Consider the following 13,780-nt stretch of genomic DNA (forward strand, 5'->3'; position numbering starts at 1 on the left):
AAGATAGTTAAAGAGGTGAGGACATTGGAATATATCGTACAAACACAAAACTTATCAAAACGCTTTGGAAAAGAGCAAGCTGTATCAAATTTGAACTTGCAAATACGCAAAGGTGAAATATATGGATTTTTAGGTCCGAATGGGGCAGGTAAAACGACTACAATTCGAATGCTTCTAGGTTTAATGAAGCCCTCTTCTGGAACAATTAAAGTCTTTGAAAAGAATATTACGAAGGAACGTATCCAAATTTTAGCTAAGATTGGTTCGTTGGTGGAAAACCCTTCTTATTATCCACATTTAACAGCATATGAGAATCTAGAGGCACTAAGAAAAATACTAGGTGTACCGAAAACTCGGATCGATGAAGTTTTGGAAATTGTCCGTTTGAAGGAAGCTGCCCATAAAAAGGTCAAAGGTTTCTCTTTAGGAATGAAGCAACGTCTTGGTATTGCTGCTTCTTTACTACATAGTCCTGAATTACTTATTTTAGATGAACCAACGAATGGCCTAGATCCTTCAGGCATTATAGAGATTCGTAATTTAATTAAAAGATTACCAGAGGAATATGGCATGACCATTATAATCTCCAGCCATTTATTATCAGAGATTGATCAAATGGCAACACAAGTTGGGATTGTTTCGAAAGGGAAATTAATTTTCCAAGATTCTATTGAGGCTATGCGTCGATTTGCCCAACCAAAGGTTACCTTTAAAGTAAACAATGGTGAAAAAGGATGGCGCTTCTTATTAGCAAATGGTATTAAGGCAGATTATCAGGGTGGTGTGATTTTCTTAGAAGAGTGCTCGGATGAAAAGGTTGCTCATATTGTCCAAGTTCTTGTTCAGGAAGGTATATCGGTATTCCGAGTCGAGGAAGAGAAACGTTCATTGGAGGATATATTCCTCCAAATGACGATGGGAGAACAGGGGATATGATGGGAAAGCTATTAACTGCTGACTTCTTAAAAATCAAACGTAAAGGATTATGGCTTCTAACGCTTATTGGCCCTTTAGGGGTGGTTGCTCTGCAAATGGTCAATTATGGAGTAAGAAAGGATTATCTCTTACAGCAAAGTGAGGATGATTGGGGCTATTTCTTATTAAATGTGCATTCATTTACACCGCTTGCCATAGTCTTGGGTATTGCCATTCTTACGTCATTCATAGCAAGCATTGAAAATGAGACCAATGCTTGGAAGCAGCTCATTGCATTACCTGTTTCGAAATTAACCGTGTATTTGTCTAAATTTACGTTGTTAGCTATCTTACTATTCTTCGCCTCAACGTTATTAATGTTTTTTACGCTGAGCTACGGGTTGTTTTTAGAATTAGGTGACACGGTACCTTACATGGAGCTAGCCAAATATAGTTATTTCCCTGCTTTTGCAGCATTACCTATCTTGGCACTTCAATTGTGGATAGCGAGTGTAAGTCATAATCAAGGGATTCCTATAACTGTAGGCATTTTTGGGGTGATTTTTGCCTATTCTTCCTATGTTCTTCCAGATTGGATGATATGGAAATGGCCATCATTGATGAACCAATGGAATGAACCGATGATCAATGTCTTATTAGGCGTAGGAATTGGTATCTTACTCTATATTATCGGCATGGTTGATTTTGCAAGAAGGGACGTGAAATAATGATTGCTTTACTTCAAGCTGAGTGGTTTAAGTTACGTAAATCAAAAATGGTACCAATTATTTTAGCAGGACCCATGATTGGACTTTTTATAGGACTATCCGCTAATTTAGAGGACAACATGCAGGGGATTGAAATCAATGAGTGGTATATATCGTTATTTTCGATGAATTTAACATATGCTCTATTATTTTTACCTCTTATTTCTGGTGTTTTTACCAGTCTTATTTGTAGGTATGAACATCAGTCTGGTGGATGGAAGCAACTTTTAGCATTACCAGTAACAAGAGGGAAAGTATTTGTAGCTAAATACATATTGATTATGCTGCTTGTTTTAGCAATGCAGATATTGTATTTAGGCTCGGTCTTTGCTGTTGGGATGGTAAAAGGCTATACAGATTCTTTTCCTATGGAGATTGTTTGGAAAAGCATAGTAGGAGGCTGGGTAGCGACATTGCCATTAGTAGCCTTGCAATTGTGGATGTCCATTATGTTTAAAAGCTTTGCTGCTCCATTTGCTGTTAATGTCATATTTACTTTACCATCAATTTTAGCAGTGAATTCTGAAAGAATTGGTCCGTATTATCCTTGGGCACAACCCTTTTCGATGATGTATATAGGGGGCAATACAGACGATGTATTCTTTGTACCGTGGGAGCAATTGTTAACCGTAGTAGGTGGCGGATTCATCGTATTTTTCCTCGGAGGATATTACTATTTCCAGCGAAAATCTATTTAAGCTAAAAGGAGAATGAGAATGCTGAAACGTAGCTTACGTTTTTTAACTGCATCGATGCTATTAGTAGCTTTAGTAGGATGTGGACAGAGAGAGGCCGTAAAAGATGCCGCACAATATACGAATGAAATTAAAGATATCAACATTCCTGATGATGTAAAAATTATTGGTTTTGGGGAAGCAACACATGGTAATATCGAATTTCAAACATTAAAAAAAGATGTATTTGAAGCGATGATAAAAAATGAAAATGTCCATGTTTTCGTTTTAGAAGGAGATTTTGGTGGGGCCCAGCAGATAAATCAATTTATCGAAAACGGTGTCGGAACGGCGGAGGAAGCTATAAAAGCGTTAGACTATGGCATCTACAAAACAGAACAAATGGTAGAGTTTGTGCAGTGGATGCATGACTATAATCAGACAGTTGATGTTCAAGATAAAATTTACTTTTATGGAAATGATATGCAACGCTATGATTACAGCAAAAAGGGGTTACTTGATTTTTACGCCAAGGTACATGCTGACAATGCACGAAAATTCACGACTAAGCTAGAGCATGTTTCCAACAAAACGATGAGAGATTTATCGGATAGTCAGCTACTTGAGCTTGATAAAACCATTGATACAATAATCAACGATTTACAATCAAACAAAGCGATGTATGAGAAAAAATCTTCAAAGGATGAATTCGCATTTGCTGTTCAATATGCGCAAATTATGAAGCAGCGTACGCAATTATTTTTAAATGATGGTAATTATATGAATTTACGGGACGAATATTTAGCTGAAAATTTACAATGGATTGTTGAATATGAAGCAACACAAGGTCATGATAAAGTATTAATGTCTGCTCATAATGGTCATATTGAGAAAACTTCTGCTACGATGGCAGGCTATCAATCGATGGGGCATTATTTAAGTGAGATATATAAAGATCAATATTTTGCGATTGGCACAGACTTTGTGAAAAATACATTCCAGGCACAAAATGGGTCTGGAGCACGAAAGGAATATACGATTAAGCATCACAATGCTTTAGTGGATGCCTTTAGTGACATTGATAATAACATCTTTTATGTGGATTTTGAAGCTGCCAAACAATCGAAGGAGCTGGCGAATATTCTTTCCAAAAAGCAAAGAATGGGCAATATCGGCGATGATTTTCGTCCGTGGTATAAGCTGACACAAATGCTGTACACCATTAAAATGACACCTAAGGAAGCTTATGATGGTCTCATCGTTGTGCAAGAAGCAACACCAACAAAAATAATTGATTAAGCTAAATTTAGCAACCTCCATCAAAAAATCTGTTTCCTTCTCCATTATGATAAAGATGAGGTGAGTAACATGGAGTATAGTCAAGCGACACAAAGAACTATTGCCTATATCGAGGAGCAATTGATGGAAGAAATTTCTTTTGAATGTCTTCCTAATACTGCTGGCTATTCGAAGTACCATCTAAGCCGAATTTTTAAGCAAGAAACGGGAATTACGATTGGTGAATATATTCGTATACGTCGGCTAGCTATGGCAGCGAGTTATTTGATGTACTCTAATGTATCGATATTAACGATTGCTGTAACACTTCAGTTTCAATCACAAGAGGCTTTTACAAGAGCCTTTAAAGAAGTTTATGCTTTACCACCAGGGAAGTATCGAAAAGTAATGCAATCATTAAATATGATGGAGGAGGAACATTACATGGAAACAGTTGAACAGGTTAAAGGTTGGGTGTTGAGTGGTGCTAATCCCGAATTGTATAAATTTCATACAGATGACAAGGTATTTCATTCAGGGAAGCGTTCAGGAGTATTGTATTCCACAACTGCCTCAGCAAATCATGGTCAATTTGCTACAATGATGCAGGGTTTTCAGGCAGCTGACTATAAAGGGAAACGCTTGAAAATGTCATGCTACTTAAAGACGGCAGATGCTACAAAGTGTGGTGCATGGATGCGTATTGACAATGGTACAGGTGATACGATTCAATTTGATAATATGGATCAACGCCCTGTGACAGGTTCTACTGAATGGAATCATTATTCTATTGTCTTAGACGTACCTGAAGAAGGTAATTCCATTTATTTTGGTGTGTTACTAATTGGTTCGGGTAAAGTCTGGGCAGATGGCTTCCGTTTTGAAGAAGTTGACAACAAGGTACCCTCAACAAATATGCTTACGCAGGAACATTTATCAAATCATCCTACTAATCTAGACTTCAGTATGGAGTGAATCAGACAGCACTGACAAAAGTGCGAGATGACTTTTTTGAATAACGTATTGATTACCTCTAATTTGTTAAAGATAACAAGGAGGAGGTGTGAGACGATGGCACAAGAAATTCTTTGTGAAGTCAATAACTGCACATTTTGGGATTCTGGTAACAAATGCACAGCTGAAAAAATTTATGTTGTCAGCCAAAAGGGACAACATGCTTCCAACAGTGAGGAAACAGACTGTAAAACATTCGAACCTGAAACGCATTAATGCCAAAAGGGTAGCCATGTATATGGTTACCCTTTTTCCCTGTCTTTATTAATAAATATCTACCTTTTCTTTGTTAAATAAAAGAGCATGGGCATTTTTTACTTTTTCTTCTACATAATCCAGTGAGTATTTACCAACAGAATCTGTTAAATCCCCAATTGCCCGCGACAAGTTATCAATAATCGGAATTAATTTGTGCATCTCTGTGCGATGCTTTTCTTTGTGCATCTCATCCATAATTTCATATGCAAGACGTTGAATCTTCCTTAGTCGCAATTTCTCAGATTGCATTGAATCCTCCTTATTGAACCAATTTATGATGTCTAATTATATGAGCTACAATAAGGTTTCATGAATAATGTGCTTTAGAAATAATTGCTCATGTTATGAAGGGCTAGCGCAATTTCCCTTATGCCAACATCAATCTTGGATTCGTCTATATTCGATACATTTAGTTTGATAATACGTTCCCGATAAAATGCATCTAAATAATTGCGTTTAATAGGATCTAACAAAATATTTTGTTGTGCCAAATGATCAATAATCTTAGAAGTATTCACCTGTCTCGGTAGAATGATATGGCTATGCATACAGATTTCCTTAGAGGATTGATAGTCTGCCAGATGAGTTGCTATAGATTGTTGAAGTTGATTTGCTCGGCTTGCATAAGCTTCACTGACTTTCTTCTGATAACGTTCAAACATACCACTTTTCAAGTAGAGCTCTAATGCAGCTTGGGAGATCATGGAGCTATCAATATCAGTGGTATTTTTATACTGTTGAAAGGTATTAATCAAAACATTTGGTAATACGGCAAGTCCGATACGTAAGCCAGGAAACATAATTTTAGAAAAGCTTTTTAAATAAATAACCCGATCCTGTGTATCCTCCGTAAATAGGGGATCTATTTTTGTATTTTGCTCAAAATCCGCTAAATAATCATCTTCAACTATATACACATTATATTTATAGGCAAGTTTTCGTATTGAATCCTTTTCTTTTTTACTATAGGAAGTTCCTAGAGGGTTGTGCAGACGTGGCATCGTATAAAAAAACTTTATGTCGTGTTTACTAAAAATGTTTTCTAGTTCATCTAAATCAATGCCATCCGTTGTTCTTTTGATGCCCATTGCCGGAAGTTCATAGGTTTTTAAATAATCCATATACAAATGATAGCTAGGTTGTTCCACTAAGATCGTTGAGCGACCATTTGGAAAGGGCATTATACTTAGCAAGGATAGAGATTGTTGGACACCTGAAGTAATGAAAATATTTTCTTCCTTTGTAAACAGTTGATAGCTTGTTAATAGTTTTTTTGCTTCCGCTATTAATGACGGTAGGCCTTTTGGTGTCCCATATCTAAATAAATCTGCTTGGTATGTGTCGATGGCCTTATTAATACAATGCTGAAAATCTTGATAAGGGAATGCATGCCAATTGGGCGAAGATGTAGCAAAATCTATGTAATTTTTCATTTTTGGTTGTATGGGCAGTTGATGATCAACAACATAGTAGCCACTTTTAAGCATTGAATAGATAAGATGCTGATCCTCCAGTTTTTTTAAAGATGCTAAAATCGTACTCTTACTACAGGAAAATTGCTGTGATAACTGGCGAATCGAGGGGAGTTTTGCCCCTGCTTGAAGTGAGCCTGTTTGGATCTGAGTCAGGAGCTGAGAATAAATCCATTCGTATTTAAGCATACATAACCTCCAGCACATCTGTATCGGTACAGATGTGTTTTTTTTATATCGTCAATAAGTTCTCTATTTAATACGATAACTATACCGGCCGGAATGTTTAAAGAAGGAGTACGATCCTATGTCAGAAAATAGAAATGCCTATATAGCAGCAATAATTTATGCATTTGTCATTGGGCTCTCATTTATGTTTGTGAAAGTTACGTTGACTGTAGCAAGTCCTATTGATATACTTGCACATCGTTTTACTTTTGCATTCATCGGTATTGTTATAATCATGGTAATGACAAAAAATAAGCTAATAATGAACATGCAGGACCTACTAAAAATATTACCGTTAGCCATCTTGTATCCAATTGCTTTTTTTACGTTTCAAGTGCTTGGACTTGCTAAAATTTCCTCATCAGAGGCGGGAATTATTCAAGCGACAATTCCTATTTTTACATTAGCATTGGCAGGTTTATTGTTAAAGGAAAAAGCTACTCGGGGTCAACTTGTATCTGTAAGTTTGTCCGTACTTGGTGTCATCTATCTGTTAATGATGAATGGAGCAAATACTACTATAGGAAATGTCATAGGAAGTGGATTTATTTTACTATCAGCGATTGCGACATCACTTTATAATATTTTTGCTAGAGGGCTTACCAAGAAATATTCTTTACTAGCATTAACATATGTCATGACATTGTGTGGATTTGTTATTTTTAATGGAATGGCTCTTGGAAGTCATATGATGAATGGAACACTCAATGAATTTTTTAAGCCATTAACACATGCTCATTTTGTCTTCGCTATTTTATATTTAGGTATACTATCTTCACTTGGTACATCCTATTTATCTAATTATGCTTTATCTAAATTGGAAGCATCTAAAATGAGTGTCTTTAGCAATTTTGCAACACTTATTACTATTTTGGCAGGGGTCTTATTTTTACAGGAAGATTTCCATCTATATCATCTTATTGGTGGCATCATGATTATTATTGGTGTGATAGGGACGAATTATTTTGGGCGGAAAAATGTAGAACAAGTGAGATAATGAATAGGAACATTTAAATCTGAGCTATTTAGTAAACGGGGTATAATAATCGTTTATAAATGACTTTCTAAATTAGGAGGTTTTTATGGGGAAAATTTATGTTATTAGACATTGTCTAGCACAAGGACAATCACTAGATGCACCCTTAACGCAGAAGGGAATAGAGCAAGCAAATAGTTTAGCTGAATTTTTCAAGAATCTAAAAATTGATCGAATTGTATCTAGCCCTTTCTTAAGAGCAATCCAATCCATTGAACCATTAAGTAGCAGAGAAAGTATGAAGATTGAAATTGATGAACGTCTTTCGGAGTGGCTTTTAAGTACTAGAGATTTTCCAGATTGGTACGAAAAATTACAGGCGACATTTGTTGATATGGATTTAAAATATGATGGTGGAGAATCCAGTAATGAAGCGATGCATCGAATTGTAGACCTTGTAAAAGATGCATTTGCTCAGGATGTTGATAATACATTAATTGTGAGTCATGGCAATATCATCTCTTTGCTATTGAAGTATTATGATAAGGATGTTGATTTTCACTGTTGGAAAAATTTAAGCAACCCAGATGTTTTTCTACTAAGCCCTAAGCATAATGGAGTAATGATAGAGCGAATATGGGATTCCCCGTATAATGAAGGCTAATATTAAGTGGTATGGTAGGAATTGTTTCTTGCCATACCTTTTATAGTGAAGGAGAGTATGATGGAGACGATATTAAAAGAAATTTTAAGATGGGTTAAACAAGCTGATAAAAAAATCATAATCGGCATTTCTGGTCATGGAGCTGCTGGAAAAACGACATTTGCCAAAAAACTTATACATGCTTTAGATCAAGATGAAGTGAATTATTTAAATACTGATCCGTATATTGTGGATTCGGATATTCGCAAACAATCAATACTTGAATATACATATCAAAATGAGCATCATCGTTTTAAAATGACGGCTTGTCATCCCGCTGCTCATCATCTACCATCATTGGAGCGAGATGTTCAGATGATAAGAGAAGGACTCGATTTAATGACAATCGATACACATTATATGAAAAGTGCATTAATTTCTTCAAAAAAACAGATCACGATAGTAGAAGGAATGTGTGTAGCATTTATAGATCCGCAGTTATTCGATTTAAAGATTTATTTTTATACGGATGGGGCTACAGAACTTAAAAGAAGATCAGATCGTGATGTGCTTGAAAGAGGGACAGATATAAATTATTTAAAACAATCACATGATGAGCGACGTATTCAATATGAATTATTTATGCATCCACATTGCCAACATTTTGATATGGTTATTAAAACTCAGGATGATGAAATCCTTATTGAAAAAAATACACTTGTAAAATAAATGAGGGCCTTCTGCACTTTGAGTAGCGGAAGGCTCCTAACTTTAGTATTGAAATTTCACACGAACAGTAGCATCAATAGCAATTTGTCCCTGTTCTATAGGCGTGATTCCCGAGGATACAGCCATAGAGCGATAAAGGATAGGTGTGTTAGCCTGCTCTTCCACAATCTCTACAGGGAGTGGCTGCAAAGGCAGGTGCATAGTTTCTGCTATTGTTTTCGCCTTCAATTGAGCATTCTGTAGCGCTAAACTTAATGCTTGCTGATAGTAAGCATCGGTATGGTCCATTTTGAACTGAATATTGGTTATTCGATTTGCCCCATTTTCTACAGCCGTATCAATGATTAAGCCCAAATCATTGGTATCCGAAACGTTGACGGAAATGGCGTTGACTACTTCATAGCCATTAAAAATTTGTTTGCCATCTTCGAAATTATATAGTGGTGTGATTGTATAACTAGCAGTTTGAATTTGTTCTCTTGGAATACCAAGTGCGATAAGTGATTGCATAACTTCATTCATGATTGCCGCATTTTCCTGTTGAGGACCTTGTACATGGTTGCCCTGTGTTTGGACTTCAATTTGTAATTGTACAGAGCTTGGTGTAGCCATTACCTGTCCATAGCCGATTACAATCATAGTACGTGATGGATGATGTGTTTGTTGATTGACCTGTGCATAGTACATCTAATACCACCTTTCATAGGTTATATAATCATGCTATGCAAAAATATTTATGATTTGTTTATTCTTTTTAAAAATTTGTCATGGAGCTTTGTGAATAGAAGTAAAGCTAAAATAGCTCCCAGCAAGGCTAAAAACATGTCCCATTGTGCATCCCATTTATCTCCCTGCATGCCTAAAAAATCCTTTGCTCCTTTACTTCCCTTCGAGATTCTTGTGCTTAACCATTCAATGATTTCATAAAAAGCAGCAATTGCGAGCAGAATACTGATCGTAATACCTGTAAGCCAAGCTCCTTTTGTAAGTGGTGTTTTCCTGATTAGTATTTCCCTTATTACGATGGCTAATAAACCTTTTAAAAAATGACCAAACCTATCATAGTGATTACGTTGTAAATGAAATTCATCTTTTATCCAATTAAAAAAAGGGACTTCCGAATAGGTATAATGCCCACCTATAAATGTCAGGATCGACAAGAGAGCGATAATAAAATAAGAAAATGTGGTAAAGCGAAATTTATGATAAATGCAAACAACGACTGTTATTGCCACAATTCCAGGACTAACTTCAGCTAGCCAATCTAAATAGGAGGACGGCTTTATAACAGACCAGATGAAAACAATTAAAACAATAATAAGTAATGTGGCGTGTATTTTAACATGTTGCCTACTATTCATACTAACAACTCCCTTTGTCCAACAGTATGGGAAATGGGGAAATTGCTTATTCAAATAGTTAGCAAACAAAAAAGAAAAGCGTCTAGTTGACGCTTTTTTAGCCAATTAGATCATTTTTAAAAGTGCCTCTACACCAGTCATTCCTTCTGTAATACCAAGCTGTTCTGCTTCATATGTTACAGATTCTAATGGAGCTGTTAATAGCTCGTCAATTGTTTTCACGCCTACTGCACGACCAGCAATAATTTTTCGATCAACTAAGCGACTATTTAATAGGCCGACATCTAAAGCACCACACATAATGTAGCCTGTATCATTAGAAATCGTTAGTAATGTTGTTTTAGGTAATTGAACAACTACTGCAGTGAAGAAATGCCCTTTAATCATAATAGGTTCAATTGTCACCATTGAAATCACTCCTTTTCTCTATATACATATGGTGAAGGCTAGCAAGGTGTTCGACATTTTCATGAAAAAAAAACTAAATATGTTGCTAGATGTATAAGGATGAAAGGAATTAGGGGAAGCATCGGAGGTACTTTTTAACAAAAAGGAATCTACTCAAATGAATAGATTCCTTTTATCCTTTCTTATCTTGTATAAGAAAGCAAAGCAGTTTCTTTAAATTTATGTAATGCATTTGTTGCCTCACGTTTAGAACTATACTCAAACATGCGATAAGTGTTTTCTTCAAATACTGTAATAATCCACATATATGTCATCCCCTTTATTGTGTTGCATAACATTTATATATTTATAATAACTGTTATATATCAGATTTGATTTAATTTTACATCAATAAATAAAAAAATAAAGTACTATTCAAAGATTTTCACATATTGTTCAAAATTATAAAGAACGTTTAAAATTTTTTTGAAATAATTAAAAGGAGAAAACAGACAATCCTTCACAAGTATATTTCCGGGTAATTCGTAAATAGTAAGTTGACGGAGTTCTGTGATTTCGGACTTGGGAGGTGATGCTATGACACGTAATTACGTATTCATTTTTATGGTTTTCTTTTTAATCATCTCGGGATTTTTAGTGCAGGAAGGCTACGCAGATAGAGGTCGTCCTTATTATGAGGAGACAGGTGAAGTTGTTTGGGATATCAAAACAGAGGATAAAATTGTTGCACTCACCTTTGATGATGGTCCACATCCTAAATACACAGCTGCTGTGCTAGATTTATTAGCAAAATATGATGCAAAAGCCACCTTTTTTATTATTGGAAAAAATGCAGAAAAATATCCAGAGCTTGTTTTACGTTCTTATACAGAAGGCCATGAATTAGCAAATCATACGTATACACATCCATTTAAAGTTTCCATCAAAAAATTGCAAGAGGAGCTTCAACAGACAAATGACACGATTTATAGTATTACTGGTTTTTCCCCAGTTTTATTCCGTCCCGTTGGTGGAAATTACACGGATGCTATGATTAATGCTGCTGTTAAGGACGGCTATAAGGTAGTAATGTGGTCCTGGCATCAGGATACGCAAGATTGGAAAGAGCCTGGTGTAAGGAAAATTGTGCAAAAGGTAATGAAGGGAACAAGGCCTGGAGATGTTATTTTATTTCATGATGGTGGCGGGAACCGTACACAAACAATTCAAGCACTAGAAGAAATACTACCTGCATTAAAAAAGCAAGGCTACACATTTGTTACAATATCCGAGCTGATTGAAAGCAAACAGCAACAAGAACAAGTTCAATAATGAAAAATGAGCCATCTCAAGAATGTTTGAAATGGCTTCTTTTTCACTTAAATAAAAGGTTTGAATTAGAAGAAAATAATTGGAGCTAGCGCAATACCTAAAATTGTTCCTAGAGCAATTCCATAGCCAAAACCTTCTCCTCCAAATCCCCAAAACCCTAAACCATAACCACTATATCTTCTATCAGGTAGAATCCATACCTGTCTTCTATCTACCCTTGTGATTTCTCCAACATGTACTTTACCAGATGAATCCGAGATTCGAACACGTTTACCATGATATTTACAGCAAAGACTATAAGCATCAGCTGGATTCACACATATCCCTCCTTTCATTGTCATTACAAGCTAATATATGCGATTTGATGCATTTATCACTAGCCGATTGTCTATTCAAGACATATGCTGTGAAGAGGTGATAATATGGCAGTTGTGTCAACGGATAAGTGGTTAGATGAATTTGTAAGTGCTAGAAAATCAACTAGAAAGGATGAGCGAACAAGCTTACAATGCTCGATTCTTTGCGGTCGATTAGTCAAACTATTTCGAGATGGGCTTCCAGAAGAAATTCACTATACATTACAGCAACAGGGTCTTTTTTTACCTCATGAGGAAGTCGATGTTGAAAAATTAAAGAGGCAAAAAGTATGGGCCAGTGTACAGCAGGAGTTCCTATACTTACAGAGGAAATGGAATGGCCCATCAATACCAATTTATATTTTCCCAATTACTCAGCAGCAAACGATAACCAATAAAAATGGTGTCGCTTATCCTCATTCGCTTTTTTTATTTGTGGGTGATTTAGAAAAGCAGGAGCTTCAAGCATTATTTGCTCATGAATATAACCATGTTTGTCGTATACACATATTAAAAAAAACTTTAGATGATATGACTTTATTGGATTCTCTCATTTTAGAAGGCTTAGCAGAAGATGCGGTGAAAGATTTATACGGAGAAAGGTGGATTGCTCCTTGGTTACAATCCTACTCAGAAAAAGAACTTTTAGCTTTATGGGAGCATCATTTTTTACCGAATTTACAACTTCAAGGAATCAAACAACATCATCCATTTCTATACGGGGGGGCCCTTCCACCTTGGATAGGCTACTGTATAGGCTACAAAATTGTGCAGTCGTATAAAATGAACCATTTATGCCAACATCCCTTATTCATTTCAAGCCAAGATTTACTTACTGGTTCGAATTTTCCGCTACAATAGAGAAAAGGAGTGATTGTTGTGTCCAATGAATTAAAAAATATATTATTACCAATTGTAGACTCATCAACAAGGGTGCTCATTGTTGGATCCATGCCAGGAAAACAATCGTTAGAGAAACAGCAGTACTATGGCAATCCACGCAATCACTTTTGGCCTATTATGGGTGAGTTATTACAGATAGCGATTCCAAATGATTATACAGAGAGAATAGCCTTATTAAAAAACAATGCAATCGGTCTTTGGGACACGATTGCAACTTGTGAACGTGAAGGAAGTTTAGATGCAGCGATACGCAATGAAAAGCCCAATGATTTTCAAACCCTTTTTGAACAATACCCTAATATTCAATTAGTGCTTTTTAATGGAGCGAAAGCATTTGAGGTTTTTAAAAAGCATATTGGCTTAGGGCTTCTAGAAGGACGAGCCTATAAAAAAATGCCATCAACAAGTCCAATACCAGGGAAAAATATTAAAACGTTCACTGAAAAGCTAGAGGACTGGCAGATTATCCAATCCTATTTAACCTAAT

Annotated in this window: 19 protein-coding genes; 12 read left to right on the plus strand and 7 right to left on the minus strand. The window is 35.9% G+C overall.

The genetic code is table 11. The features are described 5' to 3' along the window. Window positions 1-24: 24 nt before the first annotated feature. The 6 genes from AAJG31_RS15075 (at window position 25) to AAJG31_RS15100 (ending at window position 4,864) form a co-directional block, all read left to right on the plus strand. Window positions 25-936, plus strand: a complete 912-nt coding sequence (locus AAJG31_RS15075; RefSeq protein ID WP_257961863.1) for an ABC transporter ATP-binding protein — start codon at window positions 25-27, stop codon at window positions 934-936. Further along, window positions 933-1,643, plus strand: a complete 711-nt coding sequence (locus tag AAJG31_RS15080; RefSeq protein WP_004231689.1) for an ABC transporter permease — start codon at window positions 933-935, stop codon at window positions 1,641-1,643. Before AAJG31_RS15075 ends, AAJG31_RS15080 begins: the two co-directional genes overlap by 4 nt. Beyond that, window positions 1,643-2,380 (plus strand): ABC transporter permease, encoded by a 738-nt coding sequence (locus tag AAJG31_RS15085; protein WP_048394044.1) that lies wholly within the window; start codon window positions 1,643-1,645, stop codon window positions 2,378-2,380. Before AAJG31_RS15080 ends, AAJG31_RS15085 begins: the two co-directional genes overlap by 1 nt. A gap of 12 nt (window positions 2,381-2,392) precedes the next feature. Beyond that, a complete protein-coding gene (locus tag AAJG31_RS15090) occupies window positions 2,393-3,655 on the plus strand; it encodes an erythromycin esterase family protein (RefSeq protein ID WP_336623318.1) in 1,263 nt (420 codons plus the stop codon). Window positions 3,656-3,724: 69 nt separating this feature from the next. Beyond that, window positions 3,725-4,609, plus strand: a complete 885-nt coding sequence (locus AAJG31_RS15095) for an AraC family transcriptional regulator (protein WP_048394047.1) — start codon at window positions 3,725-3,727, stop codon at window positions 4,607-4,609. Between the two features lie 96 nt (window positions 4,610-4,705). Next, complete coding sequence (locus tag AAJG31_RS15100; protein ID WP_004231699.1) at window positions 4,706-4,864, plus strand: DUF1540 domain-containing protein; 159 nt, start codon at window positions 4,706-4,708, stop codon at window positions 4,862-4,864. 48 nt (window positions 4,865-4,912) lie between these two features. Here the strand turns inward: AAJG31_RS15100 and AAJG31_RS15105 are convergent, their stop codons facing one another. Together AAJG31_RS15105 and AAJG31_RS15110 are read right to left on the minus strand one after the other, a co-directional pair. Further along, window positions 4,913-5,155, minus strand: coding sequence for a hypothetical protein (locus tag AAJG31_RS15105; protein WP_004231701.1), 243 nt, complete (start codon window positions 5,153-5,155; stop codon window positions 4,913-4,915). A gap of 74 nt (window positions 5,156-5,229) precedes the next feature. Then, on the minus strand, window positions 5,230-6,567 hold the full coding sequence (locus AAJG31_RS15110) for a PLP-dependent aminotransferase family protein (RefSeq protein WP_103118948.1): 1,338 nt from the start codon (window positions 6,565-6,567) through the stop codon (window positions 5,230-5,232). Between the two features lie 118 nt (window positions 6,568-6,685). On the opposite strand from AAJG31_RS15110, the gene AAJG31_RS15115 reads away from it, so the two are divergent. From AAJG31_RS15115 to AAJG31_RS15125, 3 genes are all read left to right on the plus strand, one after another. Further along, window positions 6,686-7,603: a DMT family transporter gene (locus tag AAJG31_RS15115; RefSeq protein ID WP_103118947.1), complete on the plus strand. Its 918-nt coding sequence runs from the start codon at window positions 6,686-6,688 to the stop codon at window positions 7,601-7,603. An 85-nt stretch (window positions 7,604-7,688) separates the two neighbouring features. Next, a complete protein-coding gene (locus AAJG31_RS15120) occupies window positions 7,689-8,246 on the plus strand; it encodes a histidine phosphatase family protein (RefSeq protein WP_054549671.1) in 558 nt (185 codons plus the stop codon). 60 nt (window positions 8,247-8,306) lie between these two features. Beyond that, a complete protein-coding gene (locus tag AAJG31_RS15125; protein ID WP_054549670.1) occupies window positions 8,307-8,954 on the plus strand; it encodes a phosphoribulokinase in 648 nt (215 codons plus the stop codon). Window positions 8,955-8,996: 42 nt separating this feature from the next. Here AAJG31_RS15125 and AAJG31_RS15130 read toward each other — a convergent pair whose 3' ends face one another. The 4 genes from AAJG31_RS15130 to AAJG31_RS15145 all read right to left on the minus strand — a co-directional run bounded on the left by AAJG31_RS15130 (window position 8,997) and on the right by AAJG31_RS15145 (window position 11,028). Further along, window positions 8,997-9,641 (minus strand): SIMPL domain-containing protein, encoded by a 645-nt coding sequence (locus AAJG31_RS15130; RefSeq protein ID WP_048394056.1) that lies wholly within the window; start codon window positions 9,639-9,641, stop codon window positions 8,997-8,999. Window positions 9,642-9,688: 47 nt separating this feature from the next. Next, window positions 9,689-10,315 carry a DUF2238 domain-containing protein gene (locus tag AAJG31_RS15135; RefSeq protein ID WP_103118945.1) on the minus strand — a complete coding sequence of 209 codons (627 nt, stop codon included), beginning with the start codon at window positions 10,313-10,315 and terminating at the stop codon, window positions 9,689-9,691. 105 nt (window positions 10,316-10,420) lie between these two features. Then, on the minus strand, window positions 10,421-10,723 hold the full coding sequence (locus AAJG31_RS15140) for a DUF1805 domain-containing protein (RefSeq protein ID WP_004231716.1): 303 nt from the start codon (window positions 10,721-10,723) through the stop codon (window positions 10,421-10,423). Window positions 10,724-10,905: 182 nt separating this feature from the next. Beyond that, the gene (locus tag AAJG31_RS15145) at window positions 10,906-11,028 is read right to left on the minus strand and encodes a hypothetical protein (RefSeq protein ID WP_004231718.1); all 123 of its coding nucleotides are present in this window, start codon (window positions 11,026-11,028) and stop codon (window positions 10,906-10,908) included. Between the two features lie 271 nt (window positions 11,029-11,299). Between AAJG31_RS15145 and AAJG31_RS15150 the strand changes: the two genes are divergently transcribed. After that, window positions 11,300-12,034, plus strand: a complete 735-nt coding sequence (locus tag AAJG31_RS15150; RefSeq protein WP_066037960.1) for a polysaccharide deacetylase family protein — start codon at window positions 11,300-11,302, stop codon at window positions 12,032-12,034. Between the two features lie 65 nt (window positions 12,035-12,099). Here the strand turns inward: AAJG31_RS15150 and AAJG31_RS15155 are convergent, their stop codons facing one another. Then, window positions 12,100-12,351, minus strand: coding sequence for a hypothetical protein (locus tag AAJG31_RS15155; protein WP_259950507.1), 252 nt, complete (start codon window positions 12,349-12,351; stop codon window positions 12,100-12,102). A 105-nt stretch (window positions 12,352-12,456) separates the two neighbouring features. Here AAJG31_RS15155 and AAJG31_RS15160 point away from each other — a divergent pair, with 105 nt between their 5' ends. Both AAJG31_RS15160 and AAJG31_RS15165 read left to right on the plus strand, forming a co-directional pair. Continuing rightward, complete coding sequence (locus AAJG31_RS15160; protein WP_066037961.1) at window positions 12,457-13,251, plus strand: DUF2268 domain-containing putative Zn-dependent protease; 795 nt, start codon at window positions 12,457-12,459, stop codon at window positions 13,249-13,251. An 18-nt stretch (window positions 13,252-13,269) separates the two neighbouring features. Beyond that, the gene (locus tag AAJG31_RS15165) at window positions 13,270-13,779 is read left to right on the plus strand and encodes a DNA-deoxyinosine glycosylase (protein ID WP_066037962.1); all 510 of its coding nucleotides are present in this window, start codon (window positions 13,270-13,272) and stop codon (window positions 13,777-13,779) included. The last annotated feature ends 1 nt before the right edge of the window (window position 13,780 follow it).

Source organism: Lysinibacillus sp. BS3 (assembly GCF_039614735.1).
GTDB lineage: Bacteria > Bacillota > Bacilli > Bacillales_A > Planococcaceae > Lysinibacillus > Lysinibacillus capsici.

Coding starts and splice junctions, on each gene's coding strand:
- AAJG31_RS15080 (WP_004231689.1), top strand. CDS start 933: ATGATGGGAAAGCTATTAACTGCTGACTTCTTAAAAATCAAACGTAAA.
- AAJG31_RS15085 (WP_048394044.1), top strand. CDS start 1,643: ATGATTGCTTTACTTCAAGCTGAGTGGTTTAAGTTACGTAAATCAAAA.
- AAJG31_RS15090 (WP_336623318.1), top strand. CDS start 2,393: ATGAGAATGCTGAAACGTAGCTTACGTTTTTTAACTGCATCGATGCTA.
- AAJG31_RS15095 (WP_048394047.1), top strand. CDS start 3,725: ATGGAGTATAGTCAAGCGACACAAAGAACTATTGCCTATATCGAGGAG.
- AAJG31_RS15100 (WP_004231699.1), top strand. CDS start 4,706: ATGGCACAAGAAATTCTTTGTGAAGTCAATAACTGCACATTTTGGGAT.
- AAJG31_RS15105 (WP_004231701.1), bottom strand. CDS start 5,155: ATGCAATCTGAGAAATTGCGACTAAGGAAGATTCAACGTCTTGCATAT.
- AAJG31_RS15110 (WP_103118948.1), bottom strand. CDS start 6,567: ATGCTTAAATACGAATGGATTTATTCTCAGCTCCTGACTCAGATCCAA.
- AAJG31_RS15115 (WP_103118947.1), top strand. CDS start 6,686: ATGTCAGAAAATAGAAATGCCTATATAGCAGCAATAATTTATGCATTT.
- AAJG31_RS15120 (WP_054549671.1), top strand. CDS start 7,689: ATGGGGAAAATTTATGTTATTAGACATTGTCTAGCACAAGGACAATCA.
- AAJG31_RS15125 (WP_054549670.1), top strand. CDS start 8,307: ATGGAGACGATATTAAAAGAAATTTTAAGATGGGTTAAACAAGCTGAT.
- AAJG31_RS15130 (WP_048394056.1), bottom strand. CDS start 9,641: ATGTACTATGCACAGGTCAATCAACAAACACATCATCCATCACGTACT.
- AAJG31_RS15135 (WP_103118945.1), bottom strand. CDS start 10,315: ATGAATAGTAGGCAACATGTTAAAATACACGCCACATTACTTATTATT.
- AAJG31_RS15140 (WP_004231716.1), bottom strand. CDS start 10,723: ATGGTGACAATTGAACCTATTATGATTAAAGGGCATTTCTTCACTGCA.
- AAJG31_RS15145 (WP_004231718.1), bottom strand. CDS start 11,028: ATGTGGATTATTACAGTATTTGAAGAAAACACTTATCGCATGTTTGAG.
- AAJG31_RS15150 (WP_066037960.1), top strand. CDS start 11,300: ATGACACGTAATTACGTATTCATTTTTATGGTTTTCTTTTTAATCATC.
- AAJG31_RS15160 (WP_066037961.1), top strand. CDS start 12,457: ATGGCAGTTGTGTCAACGGATAAGTGGTTAGATGAATTTGTAAGTGCT.